Raw genomic sequence first — 22836 nt, 5'->3', positions numbered from 1 at the left:
CTAAAAATTTATTTTCAAATAATTACTGATCATGATTAGTGCTCCCCATAGTGCTGCTAAAGGCATGATTTCGAGGGCACAAAAGTACAAAATAAATTGCAAAATAGCACCGATTCTTTTAAAAAAGATACTATAGCTCTTATAAAATGATAATATTTTTACCAATATGATAACAAATGCCGTATAAATAAACGTACTTTGAATAGGTAAATCAAAATATACCAATAGTAAAACTACAGGAAATAAGAGAACTCCTTCTGTAGATACTAAGAAGATAAAAGACTTGAGCCATTGTTCAGTCTTTTTACTATCAAAAAAGACCCATCCTGTAAACCAATAGGCAACAAATTTGAAGACGTAATAAGCTACTACCACCCCTAGGTTAACACCCATAATCTTAAACTGATCTATCGTGAAAGTATCACTAACAAATGTTCGTGTAAAGAAGAAGAAGTTGATAGTTAAAAGTAAACACGTCTGTAAGACAAAAAACATCTGATATCTTACTTCAGTTGAAGTTTCTGTAATTGTCGTTGTTCCAATTCTTGGCGCAAAGAAAAAATCTTTCACTTGTCGGTAAATGAAACGCTGAGATTTAGAAAAAGCCAATGTAGCTAATACAAAGCAACCTAACAGCACTCCTGTAATCAGATTGTCTGATGCAAGGGTATAAGGTACAGGATCTCCTGCCACGCCAAGACGTCCACCTGGTAATTCCGGATGAAATAGGGGACTCTTAGAGAAAAATGACTCTTTGTAGTAGGTAGGCAAGCTAACAGTCATCAAACTCTTACCTGGCTTGTGCCCAGGAAGATGCAGTGTATCAGGCCGAGAACTGTAATGTATCTTTCCTGGCTTGATATGAGCCTGAATGGCAGAATCCTGCTGGGCAGGGGTTGCATTCGCAGGCAGCCAACTCAAAATTTCTTTTGGAGTTAGCTGTCCTGAATGTGTTTTATAAGTCGAGACCGACTGTACCGTTTCTTCGCTGACAACTGATGAATCAGCTAATTGAGTCGTCATTTTATAATCCGAACTCCTTTTTAATATCATTTACCTTATCCAGTTTTTCCCAAGTGAACAATTCCACAGACATGGTCTTGGTTTCATGATAGAAACTGGTGAAAGTCTTATTGACAATTTCATTCTTTCGTCCCATATGGCCATATGCTGCGGTTTCTAGATACATAGGCTGTCTTAGTTTCAACGTACGCTCTATAGCCTTTGGACGAAGATCAAACATTGTAGCAATCTTAGCAGCAATCTCCCCATCTGTCATATTTACATGACTTTTGCCATATGTATTAACATATACACTTACAGGTTGAGCTACACCAATAGCATAAGCTAACTGTACCAAGATCTCGTCTGATACACCAGCTGCTACCATATTTTTAGCGATATAACGAGCCGCATACGCAGCACTACGGTCTACCTTACTTGGATCTTTACCAGAGAAAGCGCCACCACCATGAGCACCTTTTCCACCATAAGTATCAACGATAATCTTACGACCTGTAAGACCTGTATCACCATGAGGACCACCAATAACAAATTTACCAGTAGGATTAATAAAATACTTAATATCATCATTAAACAAAGCAAGCACTTTCTTATCACAGCACTCTTTTACGCGAGGCATCAGAATATTGAGTACATCCTCCTTAATCTTAGCCAACATACGCTCATCGTCTTCATCAAACTGGTCATGCTGAGTAGAAACTACGATAGTGTCAATGCGCTGAGGAACATTATCATCGCTATATTCTATGGTAACTTGACTCTTTGAGTCTGGACGAAGATAAGTCATCACTTTGCCCTCCTTACGGATGTCTGCAAGAACACGCATAATAAGATGAGCTAAATCGAGAGTAGCAGGCATATAGTTTTCTGTTTCATTACATGCGTAGCCAAACATCATACCCTGATCACCAGCACCTTGGTTATCTTCTTCTTCTCGAGAAACTCCTCGATTAATATCATCACTCTGTTCGTGAATGGCAGTCAAAATACCACAACTATTACCATCAAACTGATATTCAGCCTTGGTATATCCGATGTTGTTAATCGTCTTACGTGCGATAGTCTGCAAATCAATATACTCACTAGAGCGAACCTCACCCATAATAACGACCTGCCCAGTTGTATCAAAAGTTTCTATAGCACAGTGAGCATCAGGATCATAAGCAAGAAACTGATCTAACAATGCATCAGAAATCTGGTCAGCCACTTTATCTGGGTGTCCTTCAGACACCGACTCAGATGAAAACAAATATGCCATAATTATCTATCTTTTAATTCTTTATCTTTTTTCGATTGCAAAGTTACTCTAAATCTAGCGAATAACAAAACAAAACCACAAAAAAGGGGTATTTAATGCTTGAGGTTTCGTGGATGATGCTCTAAGATCTCCCTTTTTAAGTCGGAAGTTTCCATATGAGTATAAATTTCGGTAGTACCAATATCCTCGTGCCCTAACATTACTTGAATAGCTCTAAGATCTGCTCCACCTTTGAGCAAGGCTGTGGCAAAAGAATGACGCAAAGTATGGGGCGATATAATCTTTGTGATACCTGCCGCTACGGCTTGACGCTTAATCATAATTAAAATCATCGTACGAGTAAGATGAGATCCTCGTCTATTTAAAAAGAGGTAATCTTCTTCACCAGGCTTAATAACCATCAGATTACGGTCCATCAGCCAGTAATTTACTTCTCTAATAGCATTTTCAGATATCGGTACTAGTCTTTCCTTACTGCCTTTACCCAAGACTCTCACAAACTTTTCATCCATAAAGCAGTTACTGATTTTCAAATTTACTAGCTCTGACACACGAAGTCCGCAACTAAAGAGCACTTCTATAATAGCCTTATTACGTTGTCCCTCCCATTTTGACAAGTCAATTGATGCTTCCAACCTATCCACTTCTTCCGTTGTAAGATAAGTTGGCAAATGCTCACCAAGATGAGGAGATTCTAAAAGTTCTGTTGGATCATCTTTAATATAACCTTCGAGTTGTAGAAAACGATAAAATGATCTTACTCCACTAAGAATACGAGCCTGTGAACGGGCACCTATCCCCTTCTCATGAATCGAAGTCGCAAATAATTCCAAATCTTCGAGTTTTGCGTCTATCGGATTCTGTTGATGCTCCTCAAAAAATTCAAGCAAATACCTGATATCGTGCCTGTAAGCCTCCAGCGTATTCGCTGAATAGTTACACTCTAACTTCAGGTAACGATCGAATTGCTTCACGATATTCAATCCTGATTTTTTGTCTTTCTCCATTAATTTTCTTACTTTTGCCACAAAGTTAACAAAAAGTAAAAAAATTATTGTCATGAAGATACAAATAATTAATGGTCCTAATCTCAATCTTCTTGGTATAAGAGAACCAGGAATCTATGGAAAGAGTTCATTCGAAACTTATTTACCACAATTACAAAGCAAATATCCTGATATACAAATAGATTATTATCAAAGCAATATTGAAGGTGAGCTCATCAATAAAATGCAAGAAGTAGGATTTGATTACGATGGCATCATACTCAATGCAGGAGCATATACACATACAAGTATTGCTCTTCAAGATTGCATCCGTTCACTCAAATGCCCTACAGTAGAAGTACACATTTCAAATGTGCACAAGCGCGAAGAATTCCGCCATCATTCATACCTATCACCCGCCTGTTTAGGTGTTATTTGTGGTTTTGGCTTAGCCGGTTATGACATGGCTATCGCTGGCATCTTAGCTCAACAGGAGAAGTAATATGGTTGAGACACAAGGAATCGACGAGTACATTCTCGACCATATCGACGAGCAAGGTGATTATCTCTATCGCTTGTATCGAGCTACTAATATCCATACTGTACATGGCCGTATGGCCAGCGGACATCTTCAAGGCCGATTACTCAAGATGTTAGTTCACATGATTCGTCCAAAAAACATTCTAGAAATTGGCACTTTTAGTGGATATAGCGCCATCTGCATGGCCGAAGGACTGGAAGAAGGAGGCAAGGTTTACACTTTCGAAATAAACGATGAAATGGAAGATTTCACTCGTCCTTGGATTGAAGGCAGTAGTGTGGCCGACAAAATAGACTTTCGGATAGGAGATGCATATGAGGAAGCACCAAAACTAGGCATCATCTTCGATATGGCTTTTCTAGATGGCAACAAGCGCAACTATATAGAGGATTACGAAATGACACTCTCTATACTCCATCCTGGTGGATTCATCTTAGCAGACAACACACTTTGGGATGGTCATGTAATTGATCCCAACTACACCAAAGACCAGCAAACCATTGGCATTGATCATTTTAACACTTTTGTCGCCAAAGATGAGCGAGTGGAAAAAGTCATTCTCCCACTTCGAGATGGTTTAACATTGATAAGAAAGAAATAAAAGAATTGAGGTCGTGTCTGTTACTTTTGACACGACCTCTCTTTACCTTCTATCACTTTTTAGGCATTATATTAAAATGGCATCACAATCGAAGCATGGCATATTGAGGTGATGTATTGACACGAACAGCTGCTCTTGCCTAAGAATTATCAGTATTCATACTACTATTGGCAGAGTAATCATCGCTACTAAGACTCACTCGAGACTTACCCCCATTAGACAATGCTCAATATCGAGCATACTAAAAAACGCTCCCTATTTCGATTATCTTCGAAATAGGGAGCGCAAAGAAACTATCATCATAAGAATACTTAGTTGAGCAATCTCTTGCTTAAATATCTTACAGGATACCATACAGCCAACCAACCGATAAGAATTACTGTTAGGAAGATAACCAGCACATCTACATAATGCACACTTACCGGATAAGCATTGACAATAAATGAGCCCTCAGAATCACCTAAAGCAACAATACCAAATTCTTGCTGTATTAAGCAGAGTAAAAGACCGAGAAGCACACCTATAATGGCTCCAATGGCAGATATCATCCTGCCTTCAAAAAGAAAGACACGAGTTATTTGTTTATCGGTAGCACCAAGATTACGCAGGGTAACCACATCTTCTTTCTTATCAATAATAAGCATAGAAAGTGAACCGACAATATTAAAACAGGCTACAATAAGAATAAAACTGAGGAAGATATAAGCGATAAACTTCTCGATACTCATAATTTTGAAAGTATCTTCCTGTTGCTCAAACCGGTCCATAACGCGATACTTATCACCAGCCAACTGCTGTATCTTCATCTTAACAGCGTCTAAATCACTTCCAGGTTTAAGACGTAATTCCAAAGCAGAGAGCATTCCTTGCTGACCAAAAAGATTACGGGCGAATTCGATAGAGGTAAGGATATAGCCAGCATCATATTTACTCTGTTTTACTGAGAAAACTACTCCTGGCGATATTAAAGAATCAACCACGAAACCACCATCAAGATTAGACATATCAAGCTGTCCTTCACGCTGAGGAGCATAGATTTTTAGATAACCGTTCCATTTTGCACCAGTGCCAAGATCTTGTGCAAGACGGATACCAATTACTCCATATTGAAGGTTGGCAGCATGGAGTTCATACTCGCCATCACCATAAAGAATTTCCTTGATGTGGGTAAGATCAGAAAAATTATCTTCTACACCCTTAACAGTTACCATGGCCTGCTTATTATTGTAAACAGCAAGAGCCTGGTCTTCTATGGTCTCTGAAGCAATATCTATCTGTGGCAGTGCCTTAATTTGAGTAAGAATCGGATCATCGTTCGGCACAGTTTTTCCTGTTACCGGAACCACTGTAAGTTGAGGATCAAAACTGGTGAAGAGGGAAGCCACCAAATCGTGAAAGCCATTAAACACACTCAGTACAATAACCAGTGCCGTAGTTGCTACCGCAACGCCGACTACTGATATTGCACTGATGATATTAATAGCATGCGTACTCTTCTTAGAAAAAAGATATCTACGAGCTATAAAAAAAGGAAAGTTCATTATTTTTTCAACAGTTCGTCAATTCGTTCAATATAATCTAGACTGTCGTCGATAAAAAATCTGAGTTCAGGTACTATACGGAGCTGCTTACCTACACGTTTTCCAAGTTCATAGCGAATACTTTTCTCATTGCTATTAATATTAGCCATCAACTCTTCACCCTTTTCTGAAGGAAAGATACTCAAATAAGCAGTACAGATACCCAAATCAGGACTTACCTTAACACGCGTTACACTTACCATGACACCACGCATCTTACGGGTTTCTGTTTCAAATATAAGACTCAACTCCTTCTGTAGAAGTCTTGAAATACGATTTTGTCTTGTTTCTTGCATAATTCCAATTATTTGTCGAGATCAATATGACTCACATTTACCTTTTCGTGAAGGAAAATGGAAGCACTATCTTTAAATTTGTCAGCATTCTCAGTAGTGTAATAATGACAACTACCACCCTTGGTACACTTATGCTCCATCTCAGGATGACGCTCTAGATAAGCTTTCAGACTATCTGCCACATATTCTCCTTGTGAAATAATTCTGATTGAAGGGCTTACATACTTTATTATCTTCGGCATTAGCAGTGGAAAATGGGTACATCCCAATATAATGGCATCAATATCCTTATCCTTGAGCATGAGTTCGTCAACACGCTTCTTTACAAAGTAATCTGCACCAGGGCTATCCATCTCATTATACTCTACCAAAGGGACCCAAAACGGACAGGCAACACCCGACACCTGAATATCAGGAAAGAGTTTCTTGATTTCGATATCATAACTCTGACTCTTGATGGTACCTTCTGTAGCCAAGAGCCCGACATGACGGGAAGATGTAAGGTTTCCGATTATTTCTGCTGTAGGACGAATTACTCCCAATACACGACGACTTGGATCTAATTCTGGCAAATCTCGTTGCTGAATACTTCTCAGAGCTTTAGCCGATGCCGTATTACAACCAAGAATAACCAACTGACATCCCATTTGAAACATTTTGAGCACAGCCTGTCGAGTAAACTGATATACAACATCAAACGAACGTATGCCATACGGAGCTCTAGCATTATCACCTAAATAAAGATAATCATACTGAGGCAATAATTGACGAATACCATGTAAGATGGTTAAGCCGCCATATCCGGAATCAAATACGCCAATCGGTCCAGGGCGCTGTGGTAATGTTATCATAATGGAAACCTTTTTAAAAACGGCACACACCTATTTCAAGGCAGTCTGCACCAAAGTATTGATATCTTCACCAAAATAAGTATCGATATAAGGTACACTTTGCGCATCTGTATTAAGGATAAAAATATATCCCTTCTCTTTTCCGATACGCTGCAATACCTGATTCAATTTTGTTTTCAATGGTGCGTATGCATCATTTTCTGCTTGCTTGAGAAGCCGAATCGATTCTTCCTTAAACGCAATGTTTTTCTCCATCAATTCACGCAATTCATTTTGACGCTTTTTGAGAATGGATGGAGCAAAATCTTTCTGCCCGTCGAGGAATTCTTCATAATCTTTATTAAATTCTTCTTCTACACGCTTGGTCTCTGCATCATATTTAGAGCGAAGAATTTCCAAATTTTTCTGGGCTACAGCATATTCTGGCATGCTCTGAAAAGCCTCCTTGAAGCTAAAGTAGCCAAAACGCAACTGCTGCGCACTCGCAAAGAGTGGCAGCAGTGCTATCATTAGTACTAAGAAATATCTCTTCATTATTTTGTTTTAGCGAGCTGAGCTTTTACTTCTGCAGTTACATCCTTACTCTGTGTTTGACTGATGTAAGGAATACCTGATGCTACATCCATGATGTATACATATTTACCTTGGTCACCTACAGCTTTGATAGCGTTAACAAGTTTTGTCGTGATAGGTTGCATCTTATCCTGCTGCAACTTAGACAAAGCTTGCTGATTGTCTTGATAAGCCTGCTGAATCTTCTGGTAAAGAGTCTGGAGTTCTGTCTCCTTCTGTTTTTGAGCAGTAGCATTCATTGTACTCTTACCCTTTTCGTATTCATCATTTTTACGAGTCAACTCTTCCTGCATAGATTTCAAGTCATTCTCATAAGTCTTTGCCTGAGCTTCAACCTCACCACGAGCTTTAATAAACTCTGGCATCTGAGACATAATTTCCTGAGAATTCAAGTGACCAAACTTCTGCTGAGCAAAAGTGCTGAGTGGTGCACAAAGCGCCAACATCAAAATAAGCTTTTTCATTTTCTTATGTTTTATTATTTGTTTTGTCTTTTATTAAAAAGTAAATGCAAATATAGTACTATTTATTGGAATATCCTAATTTATCCAAAACTTCATTACTGATATCTATCTTTGGAGAACCAAAAATAATTCCAGCATTGCTAGCTCTGTCTATTACTAGAGAGTAGCCTCTAAAATCTGAGATATCTTTTACTGCATTGTATATTTCTTCCTGAATAGGAGTTAACAGAGCTTCACGCTTCTTGAAGAGTTCGCCTTCTGGACCAAAATATTTCTTTTTTAGATCGCTTGCCTCTTTTTCTTTGCTCATAATAGCTGTTTGCTTAGCTTTCTTCTGCTCCTGCGACAAAAAAACGACTTCATTCTGATAATTTTTATACATTGTACTTGCCTCTGTATTGAGCGCCTCTACCTCTGCTTGCCATTTACGACTCACTTGGTTTAGCTGTTCGTTAGCTCTTTCGTATGCAGGAATGTTCTTCAGAATATACTGCATATCTACCAAAGCAAACTTCTGTGCATTTACTGTCAACACCAAACAGGCAAAAAGACATAAGGTTAATAATTTTTTCATCTTACAAACTTTCTTTTTTAGTTAAGATTTCATTCTGCTGACTTTCTTCTCATTAAGAGGAAAAGAGTCAGCAGAATGCTTTAAAATTCCTGACCTAGAATAAAGTGGAACTGACTACCACCCTTTGTTAGGTTTATATTATCTTTATCGAAACCATAGGCCCAATCGATTCCCATCAAACCTACCATTGGCAGATAGATACGTACACCGACACCGGCAGAACGTTTCATATCAAATGGATTAAATTTCTTTGTATCAGTCCATGCATTACCACCTTCGAGGAAAGTAAGACCGTAAATTGTTGTATTACCCAATAGGAATGGATAGCGCAATTCTAATGTAAACCGGTCATAAGCATAACCTCTATAAGCGAGTGAACCATTTTCATAACCACGAAGACCAACTGTCTCTTCAGCATAACCTGTAGAATATCCACTCATACCATCACCACCAACATAGAATGTTTCGAATGGTGATTTTTTATTCTTATTGTAAGAACCTAAAAGTCCCATTTCAACACGTGTCATGAGCACGAAACACTTCTGACCTCCTGAAAGAGCAGTAAAAGTTCTTGACTTGAACTTCCACTTGTGATACTCTACCCAACGGTATTTCTCCTGCATCTCGTCATCATAAGTAGATGAATATGGATTATTAGCCAAGCTAGCATAATCTTTGTTATCAAACAAACTCCAAGGCGGAGTAAGGGTTACACTAGCAGAGAACTCGGAACCACGACGTGGGAACAGTTGGTTATCTGTAGAAGTACGGTTCAAAGACAAGGTTAGGTTCAAGTTGTTAGCTGTACCATTGGTCATCAGGAAGTAGCTCCAATTTTTCAACATATAACGCTGATAAGACAATTGTGCAGACAAAGTGAAATAATCATCTGGCCAACGAAGACGTTTACCCCATCCCAGCGAGAAACCGATCATTTGTACATACTTATCTGGATCATAGTAGCTCGAATAACTGCTACTGTAGCTAGAACCATAACCAGACAGATAATTAAAATAGTTATTATAGTATGCATTATTATAATAGTTGCTCGAAACGTCGGTCTGTTTACTATAATAAGCACTTACACTAAACTGATTAGGGCGCTTACCACCAAACCAGTTGGTTGAGTAGCTTACATTATATGACTGATAGTAAGAACCATTAGTCTGAGCACCTATACTTAGCACTTCACCATCACCCACAGGCATAATGCCACGATGTTCTTTATTCTTATTGAAAAGGTTACGCATAGAGAAGTTATTCAACTTCAAACCTACACGACCAATGACACCAGTCTGTCCCCAACCTAGTGAAAACTCAATTTGGTCATTACTTTTCTGAGCCAAATTCCAGTTGATATCTACTGTACCATCTTCATAGTTTGGTTTAACATCTGGATTAACCTTTTCTGGATCGAAATGCCCCATAGAAGCTAACTCACGAACAGAGCGCTGGAGTGCATCCTTAGAAAAGAGGTCACCTGGCTTTGTACGAAGTTCACGACGAACCACGTTTTCATAAAGACGATCATTACCGTTAATACGAACACGATTAATATGAGCCTGCTGTCCTTCTGTAATACGCATTTCGAGGTCGATGCTGTCACCTACGATATTAATCTCGGTAGGTTGCAAATTATAAAACAGATAACCATTATTCCAATACAGGTTGCCCACAGCATCCTCATCCTCAGAAAGGCGCTTGTTGAGTAATTTTTGATTATACACATCGCCCTTTTTCATGCCGAGCACCCTAGACAGCTGATCTGTAGTATAAACAGTATTACCTACCCAAGTGATATTTCGTATATAATATTTTTTTCCTTCCTCTACTTGAACATAAACATCCACATGTTTTACATCGTAATTAGACACACTGTCTTTCAGGATATTAGCATCACGAAATCCATGTTCGTTATACTTATCTATAAGATTCTGTTTATCAGTTTTCCAACGCTCTGGAGTAAACTTTTTAGACTTAAAGATATTACCTATCTTACCAGCTTCATGAGTTTTTGAGAAAGCACCCTTGGTAAATAAGGAACCCTTAATCTGTTTATCTGTAAGCTGTTCATTGCCATCGATAGTAATCTTGTGAACTTTCATCTTCTCTTTTTTGTCCACAATAACATCGAGTATCACCTCATTTTTTGCACTTACATCCTCACGCTGACGTATATCAATTTCTGCATTTTTATAACCTTTGTCGTCGAAATACTTCTGAGCAAGAATTTTCGCTCGGTCAATCATATTAGGAGTTAACTGACTACCCTTCAACAAACCAAGTTTCTGCTCCATATCCTCTCTTTCGCTCTTCTTAAGACCTTCATAATTGATGGTAGAGACGCGAGGACGAACAGCAAGACTAATATGCAGGTACAACTTATCACCCACAATAGAGTCTGCCGCCATCGTAACCTTTGAAAAAAGTCCATGACGCCAATAGCGCTTCACAGCATCAGAGATATCTGTACCAGGAACTGTAATATTCTGCCCTACTGTCAAACCAGAGATACCAGTCAAGACATAATCTTCGTAACCCTCTACACCTGTCACATTGATACCCCCAAGAATAAACGTACGAGGAGTACCCGCATAACTGATATCAGGATTAATGATTTTATCCTGTGCCTGCATCTGTGTACTTGCCAGCAAGCCTGCAGTCAAAACTACTATATTATGTAAAGTATTCATTCTATTTAAAAGAAGTCAATTTATCTTATTTTTTTTGCTCTTTCTGATTAATTTCTTTTTCTATTTGAGCTTCTGTCTTACCGAAACGACGTTGGCGGCTCTGATAGCTGATTATAGCCCGATGCAAATCATCTTCACTAAAATCTGGCCAATATGTGTCACAGAAGTATAATTCTGTATATGCAATCTGCCAAAGTAGATAATTAGATATTCTCAACTCACCACCTGTGCGTATCAGTAATTCTGGATCTGGCATAAACTTAGTTTCCATATGCTCAGTGAGCGTATCCTCAGTTATCAAACTGTTGATATCTTCGATACTCTTACCTTGCTTTACCATTTCTATAGCGATTTCACGACAGGCTTTGGTTATTTCCCAACGTGAACTATAACTTAACGCTACTACCATAGTCATAGTTGTATTATTAGCAGTATGCGCCATGGTTTCCTTGAGCTTTTCCTGCACTTTCTCTGGAAGTCTTTCCATATCACCTATCACCAGGAAGCGTACATTATTCTTCATGAATATTTCATCTTCAAGAGAAGTCAGCACTAATCCCATAAGCGCAGCAATCTCTGTTTCCGGACGATTCCAATTCTCTGTAGAGAATGTATACAAAGTAAGATATTTCACTCCTAAACGAGTACATTCAGAAGTTATGCGACGTACTGCATCTACACCAGCTTGATGTCCGTAACTGCGATCTTTACCACGTTCGGCGGCCCACCGACCATTGCCATCCATTATAATAGCAATGTGCTCAGGTATACGATTCATATCTAATTCCTTTGTCATATATTAAATATCTTTATTACAGGTTCTACATTTAGCACTAAAACTATACGTTATAAATGCTTGTAAGACAGAATAACAATCTGTATTCTTAAAGAGGCCACTACTCTTTATACCGTATGGGTCGACCGCTCCATCTAGTTTATCACTAGCCGAGAAGTGCATGGCCCATTGCACCCCCAAATTAACACGTTCTGCCAATTTATATTTTACACCGACTCCCAATGGAAAGTTCATTGTAAATGCGCTTGATTTTTCTCCATCAATATCTTCAGAGCACTTAGCATAGGTAGTTCCCAAACCAACAAACACAAATGGGGTAAAACGTTTGGCTCCACGATAGTCACGACCTGTTCCATAAGGCCAAAAATTATACTCATATACTAGACTAACGTCAACAAGTGTACTCTTAAACAAATAACCGACCTTCTGAGATACATCATTATTGAAATCAGGATAAAAGGTTTGCTCATTTGCGGCATCCCCCTTAATAGTACCATAGCTGACAGAAAAACAAAATCCTGAATATGGATTAAACACATATTTTCCTATAACGGATGCCATTGGTCTACTACCGCCAAACAGGTTGCTGTTAAAATCACCTTGATAGCTCAATAATCCTATACCTGCACCTATCTCCATTCTGTACTCAGGGTCATCCTGAGCCCACATTGAGGAACCCAATACCCCAAAAAGACCAATTATCAAGATAAGGAGTCTACGCATAGTCCTCTATATTTTCATACTTACTTAAAAGAAGTTTGATAAGTTTTCCAACCTAACTCACAATGTCTACCTCTCCACACTTGTCCTGAAGCTCCCATAATCATCCACAAATAGTTATTATCGTCTTTCACGAAAGCAAAATTAGTAGTATTAGCAGAGAAGGTATCTGGAATATAAATTGTGCGATCGCTTTCTATCGGCCAGGTAATACCATTGTCTTCTGAATAGTAGAACTGTTTACCATCAAAGGCTATAATACCATTATAATAATTCAGAGCGACCAGCTTGGTTGCTGTTGGTAACTTATAAGTTATATCCTTTACTGGCGGATAATACATCCAAGGATCAGAATCGGCACTAGAAGAATATTCTGCCAATTTGCCCCAAACTACTGCAGTTGTTTCATTATTGGCAATACGATTTCCAACTAAAACAAGTCGATCTGCATTGTCTACAGATTCATCAGTCCGCGCCATAAAACTAATATTTGACGTAGGCAAATATGAAGCATCAGTATCTAACAAATCTTCAGACCAACTTACACCATTATCTGTGGAACTCATGATTGCATTACCATTCATGCCATACATTGTGGAAGAACTGTAACCCAGCAATTGTGTTAGATTAGTCTTTGCCAACTCCGTCCAGTTCTGAGCATCTGTTGATGTAAGGATAGTACCTTGATTAAGAATATATATAGTACCATCGTGTGCCATAACATGGTTATAAGCCTCAGCTGGTAAATTTGCAGAATTTGAAATTTCTTGCCAACTATTACCATCCGTCATCGAGGTCATATAAATCTTAAGAGCATTACCATCTGTACCAAAAACGTAAATCTTGCCCGCATTGCATACAGCTTTCATGCCTTCTAAAGAAGCAAGCACTTGATTATCAGCTTTACGACTCCACATAAAGCTATCAGCCTCTTCTTGATGCACATTCACATTCACGGTATAAGCTGCATAATCACCATTAGCATTATAAACACGAAGTTCACGAGGTACTGAAAAATCTAAGGAGTCAGTACTTGAATAATAAGTCAGCGTATCGCTGTTTATATTTTTAAGCACAATAGTACCACTATTCTTACTAGAAATAGATACTACCGCCATAGAAGCATCTATACCATAAGGGAGGGAATCTGTATTATAGATTTCGTGTGTTAACTGATCAATATAGAAGTTATAACCACTACAATCTGTCTTGACGATAGAATCCTCACCTGAAGCGGTAGTAACATGACGCTTCAATGTACCTACACTGAAAGAAGTAATCGCTGTATCATAGTACACTGTACTACTTGAATCATCATTACTTAAACAAGAAGACAGTAAACATACTGTCAAAGTCAACAAGAGGAAAGGTGTGTATTTCCTTTTCATTTACATTTAATTATTAGTTTTCATCGGCAGAATAACAGCATTCTGCGAATTTTTGTGTGCAAATTTAATCAGAAATATTCAAATAGCCACCTATTTTAATACTTTATTAGGTAAATAATTCATAATGTTATCTGTTTTTAAGTTTGTTTAGTGATTAATTAAAAAAGGTAATACAAAATATATCGTATTACCTTTTATATTATAGTCTACTGCGAACATTCGAGTGAACGAGTGCTATCACACTACAAATAGTTACTAGTGTAAATCCAACTACCATGACTATACTTTCTAAATCATACAACATGAATTTTATTATCTTTTAAGTTTGTATTCTTTCACATTTAAAACTCGTGCAAAGGTAAGCACTGTGTTCGAGCACAGAAAATGAAAAGGCTAATTTTATACTACACCTAGTAATTATTTGACTTACATCAAAAAAGGCTTGTTCCAAAGAAGAACAAGCCTATATAAAATAATCTAAAATAGAATTTCAGATTAAAGCTGTGGACCAGCTGCAACAAGGGCCTTACCGGCATCGTTTGATGTATACTTACCGAAGTTCTTGATAAAGCGCTCAGCAAGATCCTTTGCCTTTGCTTCCCACTCAGAAGGATCAGCATATGTATCACGTGGATCAAGGATGTTTGTATCAACTCCTGGCAACTCTGTAGGAACCTTGAAGTCGAACATAGGAATCTGCTTTGTAGGAGCCTTATCAATGTCACCAGAAAGGATAGCATCGATAATACCACGAGTATCACGGATAGAGATACGCTTACCAGTACCATTCCAACCTGTGTTAACCAAATAAGCCTTAGCGCCATTAGCATTCATCTTCTTAACGAGCTCCTGAGCATACTTAGTTGGGTGAAGCTCCAAGAAAGCCTGACCGAAACAAGCTGAGAATGTAGGAGTTGGTTCAGTGATACCACGCTCTGTACCAGCCAACTTAGCTGTGAAACCAGAAAGGAAGTAGTATTGAGTCTGCTCTGGAGTAAGAATAGATACAGGAGGAAGTACACCGAATGCATCAGCAGAAAGGAAGATAACTTGCTTAGCTGCTGGAGCAGATGAACCTGGCTGAATATTTTTAATATGCTCAATAGGATAAGATACACGAGTATTCTCTGTAACGGTCTTATCTGCAAAATCAATCTTACCATTAGCATCTACTGTTACATTCTCGAGAAGAGCGTTACGCTTGATAGCACCGTAGATATCTGGCTCAGATTCCTTATCAAGGTTGATAACCTTAGCATAGCAACCACCTTCGAGATTGAAAACGCCTTCATCATCCCATCCGTGCTCATCGTCACCAATCAGCTTACGCTTAGGATCTGTAGACAATGTTGTCTTACCTGTACCAGAAAGACCAAAGAAGATAGCTGTATTTTCACCATTCATATCACAGTTAGCAGAACAGTGCATAGAAGCAATGCCCTTTAATGGCAAGTAGTAGTTCTGCATAGAGAACATACCCTTCTTCATTTCACCACCATACCATGTATTGATGATAACTTGCTCACGAGATGTTGTATTGAAAGCAACACATGTCTCAGAGTTCAAACCAAGCTCTTTGTAATTTTCTACTTTAGCCTTAGAAGCATTGTAGATAATGAAATTAGGTTCGAAATTTGCAAGTTCTTCTTCTGTAGGAAGGATGAACATATTAGAAACGAAATGAGCCTGCCATGCAACCTCTACAATAAAGCGAACTGCCAAACGAGTAGCCTTGTTAGCGCCACAGAAAGCGTCTACTACAAAAAGTTTCTTGTTAGAAAGTTCCTTCTTCGCGATTTCCTTAACTTCGCCCCATACCTTCTCTGACATAGGATGGTTATCGTTCTTATATTCATCAGATGTCCACCATACGTTATCGTGGCTCTGTGCATCATCTACGATATATTTATCCTTAGGAGAACGACCGGTGAAGATACCTGTCATTACGTTTACTGCGCCAAGTTCAGTAACCTGACCCTTTTCGAAACCTTCGAGACCAGCTTTAGTCTCTTCTTCGAACAACACTTCATAAGATGGATTGTGTAGAACTTCTGTAGTTCCAGTAATACCGTACTTCTCCAGTACGCTCTTGTCAAAACTTGCCATTTGAAAATGTATTTAAGTTGTGAAATAATTTTTTACTGTCAGTTTACCTCAAATAAACGTTGCAAAGATAAACAAAATGTATTGATTAACAAATTATAAAGTGACAAAAATACATATTTTGACTTTTTTATAGGTTAAAGAAGTTAAAAACCTATTTTATAAAAAGATATTTGTAATTTAGACTTTGCAAAAATTGAGACCTTTTTCATATCTTTGCACAAAAATCAATAAAAAGCGAGATGAAAGTTATTAATTTCAGTGAAAGCAACTCTATTATTAACCAGTATATGGCCGAAATTAGGGATGCTGAATATCAGAAGAATCGTTTATTATTTCGTAACAACATTCAACGTGTTGGGGAGTTTGAAGCTTTTGAAATTTCAAAGACATTAAACTATGAGAATAAAGATATCAAGACCCCATTAGGCATTGCCCAGGTCAACATTCCTACCGACAAGATTGTTTTAGCTACCATTTTCCGTGCGGGACTTCCTTTCCACAATGGTTTTCTTAATGTATTCGACCACGCAGGTAATGCTTTTGTCAGTGCTTATCGTGAATATGTCGACGAGGCACATCACGAAGTTGGTGTCCATGTAGAATATTTGGCTACACCAAGCATCGATGAAAAGACTCTAGTTATTGCAGACCCTATGCTCGCAACAGGTAGCAGTATGGAATTAGGATACAAGGCTTTTCTTACTAAGGGTACTCCAAAACGCATCCATGTTGCTTGCGTTATTGCTACACCTGAAGGTATCGAGCATATCAAGAAAACTTTCCCTGAAGAGAAGACTACCATTTGGTGTGCTGCTATTGACCCAGGTATGAACGAGCACAAGTATATTGTACCAGGATTTGGAGACGCAGGAGACCTTTGTTACGGCAATAAAATCTAAAGGTAAATATAATATAAAATAATATAAACAAGAAGTGTCAATATGAAGTAACCACCAAACGTCATTTTAATTTTCTAAGTTCACTTCATTTTGACACTTCTACTTTTTAATAATGGAAAGAACTTCCACCTAAGAACTCTCTTAAGAGAGAGGTTGGAGGCAAGTTATTGTAAGGTATCGTTCGGAAATAGCGCAAGAATTTACGCAGACGATACGCCTCAGAATACTCATCACAATTTTCAGGAACCTGTGACAACAGCGAATCTGCCTGTATTTTAAGAACAGGAAGCTCATAAAGCATTGCCGTATTAAACATGACATCAGCATTTTCCTGAAATGGAAATATCCACTTGTTTTCACCTTTACGAACAGAAGGCCATCTATGAATAGTTTCAGCAGCTCCTACTCCCCTATATTTGTAGTCTCTGATAATTCTGCGCAATAGACGATTATCTGTATTTGGAATATAGTTATGATCATCAAGGAGAACTGTTGTTAGTGCCGATGCATAAACCCGATACTTTAAAGCATTAGGAATCTGACTCGTCAATTCAGGATTAAGAGCATGAATACCTTCAACAACCAAGACATTATCTGGTTCCATCTTCAGTTTTCTACCACTCTTCTGACTTTTGCCCTGTTGAAAATTATATTTTGGCAATTCCACTTCTTCACCTTTAAACAACGCATTAAACTGCTTGTTAATCAAATCTAAATCGAGGGAATAAATACTCTCATAATCATATTCTCCATTTTCATCCTTAGGCGTTTTAACACGATCCACAAAGTAATCATCAAGAGATATCATTAATGGTTTTATACCATTAGCCATAAGCTGCACTGCCAATCGTTTACATGTAGTAGTTTTACCCGAAGAAGAAGGGCCAGCCAACAATACTAGTTTTATATTTTTATTATCAGCTATCTGATCCGCAATCTGTACAATTTTCTTTTCCTGAAGTGCTTCAGAAACATTAATCATCTGCGTTTCCTCACCATTTTTTATCACTTCATTAAGATCACCCACAGTTCTTACACCTATTATCTTTTGCCAGCGATGATGCTCTTTAAAAATTTCAAACATCTTATCCTGACGAGTTATCTCAGGCAACTCTCCCGGTTTTTTTAACGAAGGAATACGAAGGAGCATTCCATCATAATAAGGTTCTAGACCAAAAAGATATAAATCTTTAGTATTTGGCAACAATGAGCCATAATAATAGTCTACATAATCATCAATAGAATAATAAGTGGTATAAAGACGCCCTACACTTGATAGTAATTTAGCCTTGGCCTTATCGCCCTTATCACGAAACATACGATAAGCCTCTTCTGTAAGGACCTCATGATGCTTTACCGGAATACCAGCATCGATAATTTCTTGCATACGTTGTCGAATACGTGCTACTACCTCAGGAGTTATCGGCTGTTCCATTTCAACATCTACATAATACCCATTGCTAACTGGAATATCAATGATGACAAGACTGATAGGATAAAGGTCATGAACAGCTTTGCACAATACAAAAAAGAGAGTACGCGCATAACTTCTCGATCCTGAAGCGGAATACATATCCTGAAATTCGATATCCTTAGAATGATAAAGTTGGAAATCAAGACCTTCTACTTTGTTATTTACTTTTGCACTAATCGGACCATAGTCCATTTTTAAATTAAATTGACGAAAAACCTCAGAAAGTGAACTGCCGATTGCGACATTCTGAGTTTTTTTATTATTTTTGCAACGAATTTGAATTGTTTGTTTCTCTTCGGTCATAGCTTTTATATAGTTAAAATCGGAGTCAAAGATAACAAATTCCACAAAAAGTTACAAAGATATCGCATTAAAAAAATACAATATATGACGATTCTCTTTTTAAAGATTGTAGGAGCAATAGCTCTCCTCATTTATGGTATGAAGGTTATGAGTGAAGCCCTACAGAAGTTGGCTGGTCCACAACTACGCCACGTACTAGGCGCCATGACAACCAACCGTGTATCGAGCGTTATTACAGGTATGTTTACTACTGTTGCGGTCCAATCTTCTACAGCAACAACAGTAATGACAGTATCCTTTGTAAACGCAGGTTTGCTTACCTTAGTTCAGGCTATAGCAGTCATTATGGGTGCCAATATTGGCACAACATTGACAGCATGGATTATGTCTGCTGGTTTTTCTTTTAAAATAAGCAATTTTGTATGGCCAGTATTTCTGATAGGCCTCCTGCTCATTTATTCTAAGAAACGTCGATATATTGGCGACTTCCTTTTTGGTATGTCCTTTTTATTTCTTGCACTTTCTACATTGGGCGAGACACGTATTCCACCAGAACAACTGAGTATACTCAAAGATTTTTTTGCAAGTTGCGACCCTAATAGTTTCGGAACTATTCTACTTTTCCTATTCTGTGGATCCATATTAACCTTCACTTTGCAAAGTTCTGCAGCCCTTATGGCAATTACAATGATGCTGTGTACTCAGGGTGGACTACCAATCTATTTGGGTATTGCATTAGTGTTGGGCGAAAATATCGGTACAACCATCACCGCCAATCTTGTTGCATTAACTGCTAATACAGAAGCACGTAGAGCTGCTTTTGGACACTTATTTTTTAATTTGTTTGGTGTAGTCTGGGTACTCTGTGTATTCAAACTCTTTGTCAACTTTGCTTGCAGTTTTGTCGGATTTAACCCAACTACCAATATAGCACCTGTTGCAACCCAGCTAACATTTGCACTAGCCGCATTCCACACTTGTTTCAATGTTACAAACACAATTATCCTGTTGCCATTTGTTAAACAGGTATCCGATATTTGTTGCTGGGTATGGAAGCCAAAACCAAACAAGGATGATGACGATTTTCGTTTGCGTTTCATCCAAGCAGGTATCATGAAGACACCTGAGCTTAGTATTTTAGAGGCACAGAAAGAAATCCACAGTTTCTCTGAGCGTATCCAACGTATGTTTGGTATGCTCAGTCAGTTGATTGGAGAGAAAAACGAAAATAAATTCAATAAAATTTTTACTCGTATAGAAAAGTATGAAAGCATCGCTGACAATATGGAACTTGAAATCGCAAATTACCTTGATCATGTGAGCGATGCTCACTTAAGTGATGACACGAAAGGTAAAATTCGAGCTATGCTCCGTGAAATCAGTGAAATTGAAAGTATTGGTGATGCTTGCTATAACATTGCACGTACTTTAAATAGAAAATTCTCTGGAAAAGAGGACTTTACAGATAAACAATACGAACACATCCATCAGATGTTTGCACTGACGGACGATGCCCTGAGCGAAATGAATAGTATGCTGAATGGCCATCGCGAAGACTTTGATCCTAACCGTTCATTCAACATAGAAAACGAGATAAACAATTATCGTAACCAGCTGAAAAATCAAAATATCAACGATGTAAATAGCCACGTATACACATATACTGTAGGAACCATGTACATGGACATCATTCAGGAATGCGAAAAACTTGGAGACTATGTAGTTAACGTTGTTGAAGCAAGAATGGGTACAAGAAAGCCGGAAGCATAAATAGAAACACAACAATATAACATATTTAAACAGGCTTGAGCATTACTATGCTCAAGCCTGTTACCTCTATCTGCAAGTTCACAATAGAAGTGCAATTTTCTAAGGTGTAGTGGTATGAAAACTTAATACCTGAAAACACCGAGGGGTTTGGGGGCGAGCAGCCCCCATGATAGCATGAACTTGGAATTTCAACAAGCAATGCATAAAAAAGAAAAAAGGGAGACCGAAATCTCCCCAAGAATAACTAATTTTGCATTGCTATGTACAAACAGTTAAACTCGAAGCAAAGATTCACAATTTTTATCTTACTACAAAACGGAATGAATAAAAAGCAGATTGCAACTGCAATAAAAGTTACTCAAGTTAGATATAACTATGAAACAGCTCAAAAGAATGCAGAATACCACAAACGGCGTACACCTGGCAATCGCGCAATCAAAGCCGAAATAAAGACTGAAGCCATCAGACTCCTCAAAGAAGAGCTATGGTCTTCCGAGCAGATTTCAGGACATCTTGCTAAATATGAGATATTTATCTCTCATGAAAGCATTTACCGTATCATTCGGAATGACAAACGGAATGGTGGAAGATTGTACAAGAATTGCCGTCATAGGCTGAAGCATCGAACTAGACCAGTTGGAGGTAAGAGACAAACTATTCCAAATAGAGTAAGCATTAGTGAAAGGCCTGTAGAAACTGACGGGAAATGCTTCGGAGACTTTGAAATGGATACTATTGTGGGAAAAGGTAATCATGGAGCGATTGTTACTCTTACAGAACGCAGTACCAATCTGCTGCTTATGCGAAAATAGAAGCATGGCAAGAACGCTGATAAACTGGCTGAAGCTGTCATACATTTACTTTGGCCATATAAGGATGTAATCAAAACTATCACTACCGACAATGGTTTGGAATTTGCTTCACATGAGAAGCTAACCAAGAGTATTGGAGCGCCTGTCTATTTTGCTGATCCATACTCTTCATGGCAGAAGGGAGCTATTGAGAATATAAATGGATTAATCAGACAGTACATACCAAAATCAACAACGTTTGAACACATAAGCCAACAGCAAATTACAAAGATTATGGAGAAAATTAACAATAGACCATGAGCAAAACTCAATTTTTCAACACCAAAAGAGTGCTTTATGAAGAAAATAAGCTAAATTTGCACTTGCTTGTTGAATTCGCGTTCACTAAAAATTAACACCTAAAGTTAAATTAAAGCAACCATTACGTGTGTTATCAAAATCATCTTTACCTATATTGGCCAAACCTATATCATAACCAGCCTCCACATACATGACATCGTAACTAAAGCCACATCCAAGACGAATTCCTCCATCAAACCGGTTAAAGGCAGCATTTGCATTTTTACTATTAAAACTATTATATGCTTCACGATTATTAAAATCCTTAATCTTACCTCCAACTCCACAAGCTAAATAACCTCCTAAGAAGGGCTCAACAGCAATTTTGTCAGCAATAGGAATTTTATACTTTACGATCAAAGGTAGTTCTAGATAATTTAAACTATACGAGAAATCTGTACTGTTATAAGTACTCTTTCCTCCCTTTTCAGTATAGTACAAACCTGTTTCAAAAAAGACAGGAGCCTGACTAGACAACTGTGTTCCCACAACTGCACCAACATTCAGTCCAGTCCTAGTCTTATTGGTATTCAACAATTTAGAATCTGAATTAACAGTTGAAATACCAAATCCCAGACGCAAACCAAAATATGTATTATTTGAATTATAAAAATTATGATGACGAGAAGACTGATTAGCATAATATGCTGAACGTTTACCTGGAGGAATCGGCTTTCCATTAGAATAATACTGTGCGTCAGCAGAAACAGCTGCCATGAGCAGAGTCATTATCAGTAAAAATAAATTGAGTCTTTTCATAAATAGTCTGATTAAAATGTTTCTGCAACA

Annotated in this window: 20 protein-coding genes and 1 pseudogene; 5 read left to right on the top strand and 16 right to left on the bottom strand. The window is 38.0% G+C overall.

From position 1 onward, the window contains the following. The 3 genes from L6469_RS09335 to xerA form a co-directional block, all read right to left on the bottom strand. The gene (locus L6469_RS09335) at positions 1-1023 is read right to left on the bottom strand and encodes a DUF4271 domain-containing protein (RefSeq protein ID WP_006281186.1); all 1023 of its coding nucleotides are present in this window, start codon (positions 1021-1023) and stop codon (positions 1-3) included. 1 nt (position 1024) lies between these two features. Then, positions 1025-2281, bottom strand: a complete 1257-nt coding sequence (gene metK / locus L6469_RS09330) for a methionine adenosyltransferase (protein ID WP_006281187.1) — start codon at positions 2279-2281, stop codon at positions 1025-1027. Positions 2282-2373: 92 nt separating this feature from the next. Further along, complete coding sequence (xerA, locus tag L6469_RS09325) at positions 2374-3288, bottom strand: site-specific tyrosine recombinase/integron integrase (RefSeq protein WP_006281188.1); 915 nt, start codon at positions 3286-3288, stop codon at positions 2374-2376. Positions 3289-3340: 52 nt separating this feature from the next. On the opposite strand from xerA, the gene aroQ reads away from it, so the two are divergent. Continuing rightward, the gene (gene aroQ, locus L6469_RS09320; protein WP_006281189.1) at positions 3341-3769 is read left to right on the top strand and encodes a type II 3-dehydroquinate dehydratase; all 429 of its coding nucleotides are present in this window, start codon (positions 3341-3343) and stop codon (positions 3767-3769) included. Position 3770: 1 nt separating this feature from the next. Next, on the top strand, positions 3771-4409 hold the full coding sequence (locus tag L6469_RS09315; RefSeq protein ID WP_006281190.1) for an O-methyltransferase: 639 nt from the start codon (positions 3771-3773) through the stop codon (positions 4407-4409). A gap of 311 nt (positions 4410-4720) precedes the next feature. Here the strand turns inward: L6469_RS09315 and L6469_RS09310 are convergent, their stop codons facing one another. The 11 genes from L6469_RS09310 to pckA form a co-directional block, all read right to left on the bottom strand. Then, entirely contained in the window at positions 4721-5950 is a 1230-nt protein-coding gene (locus tag L6469_RS09310) for an FtsX-like permease family protein (protein ID WP_006281191.1), read from the bottom strand. Next, entirely contained in the window at positions 5950-6285 is a 336-nt protein-coding gene (gene rbfA / locus L6469_RS09305; protein WP_006281192.1) for a 30S ribosome-binding factor RbfA, read from the bottom strand. The genes L6469_RS09310 and rbfA overlap by 1 nt, the downstream gene beginning before the upstream one ends. Before the next feature lie 8 nt (positions 6286-6293). Next, entirely contained in the window at positions 6294-7136 is an 843-nt protein-coding gene (murI, locus tag L6469_RS09300; RefSeq protein WP_006281193.1) for a glutamate racemase, read from the bottom strand. A 30-nt stretch (positions 7137-7166) separates the two neighbouring features. After that, a complete protein-coding gene (locus tag L6469_RS09295; RefSeq protein ID WP_006281194.1) occupies positions 7167-7670 on the bottom strand; it encodes an OmpH family outer membrane protein in 504 nt (167 codons plus the stop codon). Further along, positions 7670-8173 (bottom strand): OmpH family outer membrane protein, encoded by a 504-nt coding sequence (locus L6469_RS09290; protein ID WP_006281195.1) that lies wholly within the window; start codon positions 8171-8173, stop codon positions 7670-7672. The genes L6469_RS09295 and L6469_RS09290 overlap by 1 nt, the downstream gene beginning before the upstream one ends. A gap of 58 nt (positions 8174-8231) precedes the next feature. Then, positions 8232-8747 carry an OmpH family outer membrane protein gene (locus L6469_RS09285; RefSeq protein ID WP_006281196.1) on the bottom strand — a complete coding sequence of 172 codons (516 nt, stop codon included), beginning with the start codon at positions 8745-8747 and terminating at the stop codon, positions 8232-8234. A gap of 80 nt (positions 8748-8827) precedes the next feature. Then, positions 8828-11383, bottom strand: coding sequence for an outer membrane protein assembly factor (locus tag L6469_RS09280; protein ID WP_371262722.1), 2556 nt, complete (start codon positions 11381-11383; stop codon positions 8828-8830). Between the two features lie 82 nt (positions 11384-11465). Then, positions 11466-12236: an isoprenyl transferase gene (locus tag L6469_RS09275; RefSeq protein ID WP_006283516.1), complete on the bottom strand. Its 771-nt coding sequence runs from the start codon at positions 12234-12236 to the stop codon at positions 11466-11468. A gap of 3 nt (positions 12237-12239) precedes the next feature. Continuing rightward, positions 12240-12959, bottom strand: a complete 720-nt coding sequence (locus L6469_RS09270) for a DUF6089 family protein (RefSeq protein ID WP_039871177.1) — start codon at positions 12957-12959, stop codon at positions 12240-12242. A gap of 20 nt (positions 12960-12979) precedes the next feature. Next, the gene (locus L6469_RS09265; RefSeq protein WP_027453259.1) at positions 12980-14344 is read right to left on the bottom strand and encodes a DUF6242 domain-containing protein; all 1365 of its coding nucleotides are present in this window, start codon (positions 14342-14344) and stop codon (positions 12980-12982) included. Positions 14345-14839: 495 nt separating this feature from the next. Then, the gene (gene pckA / locus L6469_RS09260; RefSeq protein WP_006283519.1) at positions 14840-16450 is read right to left on the bottom strand and encodes a phosphoenolpyruvate carboxykinase (ATP); all 1611 of its coding nucleotides are present in this window, start codon (positions 16448-16450) and stop codon (positions 14840-14842) included. A gap of 239 nt (positions 16451-16689) precedes the next feature. Here pckA and upp point away from each other — a divergent pair, with 239 nt between their 5' ends. After that, positions 16690-17349, top strand: coding sequence for a uracil phosphoribosyltransferase (gene upp, locus L6469_RS09255; RefSeq protein WP_006283520.1), 660 nt, complete (start codon positions 16690-16692; stop codon positions 17347-17349). A gap of 106 nt (positions 17350-17455) precedes the next feature. Here the strand turns inward: upp and L6469_RS09250 are convergent, their stop codons facing one another. Next, entirely contained in the window at positions 17456-19126 is a 1671-nt protein-coding gene (locus L6469_RS09250; RefSeq protein ID WP_006283521.1) for a nucleoside kinase, read from the bottom strand. A gap of 84 nt (positions 19127-19210) precedes the next feature. Here L6469_RS09250 and L6469_RS09245 point away from each other — a divergent pair, with 84 nt between their 5' ends. Together L6469_RS09245 and L6469_RS09240 are read left to right on the top strand one after the other, a co-directional pair. Beyond that, positions 19211-20896 (top strand): Na/Pi cotransporter family protein, encoded by a 1686-nt coding sequence (locus L6469_RS09245; protein ID WP_074548228.1) that lies wholly within the window; start codon positions 19211-19213, stop codon positions 20894-20896. Positions 20897-21156: 260 nt separating this feature from the next. Then, a pseudogene (locus L6469_RS09240) lies at positions 21157-22008 on the top strand (IS30 family transposase). Between the two features lie 84 nt (positions 22009-22092). On the opposite strand, the gene L6469_RS09235 reads toward L6469_RS09240, so the two are convergent. After that, on the bottom strand, positions 22093-22806 hold the full coding sequence (locus L6469_RS09235; protein WP_006283525.1) for an outer membrane beta-barrel protein: 714 nt from the start codon (positions 22804-22806) through the stop codon (positions 22093-22095). Between the last annotated feature and the right edge of the window lie 30 nt (positions 22807-22836).

The sequence above is a fragment of the Segatella baroniae B14 genome, assembly GCF_022024235.1.
In the GTDB taxonomy this organism is placed as follows: Bacteria; Bacteroidota; Bacteroidia; order Bacteroidales; family Bacteroidaceae; genus Prevotella; species Prevotella bryantii.
This window is presented reverse-complemented; position numbering and strand designations above follow the sequence as displayed.